Source organism: Candidatus Frankia nodulisporulans, from assembly GCF_902806475.1.
Classification (GTDB): Bacteria; Actinomycetota; Actinomycetes; order Frankiales; family Frankiaceae; genus Frankia; species Frankia umida.
In genome coordinates this window covers 1-1579 of record NZ_CADCWS010000459.1, presented here as the reverse complement: position 1 = coordinate 1579, position 1579 = coordinate 1, and the positions used below count along the sequence as shown (strand labels likewise).

Annotated in this window: 1 protein-coding gene and 1 pseudogene; one reads left to right on the top strand and one right to left on the bottom strand. The window is 73.0% G+C overall.

Going from position 1 to position 1579, the window contains the following annotated elements; all coding sequences use genetic code 11:
* On the top strand, positions 1-353 hold a 353-nt coding region (locus G6R24_RS20785), incomplete at its 5' end, for a WD40 repeat domain-containing protein (RefSeq protein WP_420840685.1).
* Between the two features lie 226 nt (positions 354-579).
* Here G6R24_RS20785 and G6R24_RS21750 read toward each other — a convergent pair.
* Positions 580-1579, bottom strand: a pseudogene (locus tag G6R24_RS21750) (hypothetical protein); the annotation flags it as partial.

The window sequence follows — 1579 nt, the reverse complement described above, 5'->3', positions numbered from 1 at the left end:
CCAAGCCCCTGACCAGCATCCCCACCGGAAGCGCCGCCCGCGTCCTGTCGGTGACCTTCGCCCCGGACGGCCGCACCCTGGCCGCCACCAGCGCCGACGGCGCACTACGCCTGTGGGACCTCACCCGCCCGGACCCAGCCCGCCCGCCAGACCCCGCTCACCCTTCGGGCCCCGCTCACCCTTCGGGCCCCGACCCCGCCCATCCGCTGGACCCAGTCCGCCCGATCGGCGGGAGCCTCACCGGGCACACCGACTCGCTCGTCTTCGCGGTGGCCTTCGCCCCGGACGGCCTCACCCTCGCCACGAGCAGCGCCGACGGCACCATCCGCCTCTGGGATCGCTCCGGCCCCTGACCGCGGCCAGGCACGGCCGGTTGCCGAGGGATGTGCGGCCACATGCCGAGGGTTGTAGGGAAAATCGACCCCCGGAAATCCGAACAACCCTCGGCAGAGCATGATCTCGGCCGCGATCTGGACGCGCCAGCGCGCCCGACATCCGAGCGCCGACATCGAAAAGTAGCCTATTTCATCCTATATGGGACGGTCGGGCAGTGACATACTGGTTCGGGTCGACCGACCATCAGCGGCGACGGCGACGCCGTGGACCAACGTCATCCAGATGATCACCGAGTCGGACGGGCGCGGTGTCGAACCCCGCATCGTCGGCCCCGACCGCCGACTCCCCGACCGCTGACGCGCTGGCCGACGCGCCGGCCGATCCCGTCGAAGCCGTGGCGGCGGGGCCGCTCGGAACAGTCGGACGCATCTCGGCGCCGCTCCGGCCATCGGCGTCTGCTCGGCCATCGGCGTCCGCTCGGTGATCGACCTCGACGTGCCGCTTGACGTGCCGCTTGGCGTCCGCTCGGTGATCAGCGCCCGGTCGGCGGTCGGCTTCCATGTGGTGATCGGCCTCGGCGCGCCGGTCGGCGTCCACTCGGTGATTGGCTTCGAGTCGGTGATCGGCGTCGGGCTGGATCTCGGTGGCGGTGTCGACATCGGTGCTGGTGCTGGTGGGGCGGGGGGTGAGGGGGTCGGGGGCCCACAGGTCGGTGCTGGTGATCTCGTCGGGGGCGCGCCGGGATCGGTGGACGAGGGTGAGTCGGCGGGCACCCAGCGCGGCGGCCGGGGGGAACAGGACGAGCACCGGCAGCATGTAGCGGTAGTCGAAGCAGACCGTGGCGGCGGGGACGGCGAGGAAGGCGAGGCCGGTGGCGGCGAGCAGGGCGATGTCGGCACGCAGCCGGGCCTGTTCCACCGTCCGGACGCGGAAACGACGGCGGGCGGAGCCGCCGCGCGACCCCAGGCGGGGGGCGCGCCGCCGTCCTGGGATGACGATCGCGAGCACGGCCAGGGCGAGCAGGCCGGCGAGCAGTGGGCCGGGGGTGTAGCCGTACCGACCGTAACCGCGCAGGTGGCCGGCGATCGGTTCGCGGATGGTCCGGGTCGGGTGCTGCCCGTCGAAGCCCAGCAGCGGCTCGGCGTTGTGCAGGTAGCGGGGTTCGTCGGCGGTGGGGAAACGCCAGGTCTCGATGGGCCAGTCGCGGTGGCCGACGGGGTGGCCGGGGCGGAAGTAGTGCAGG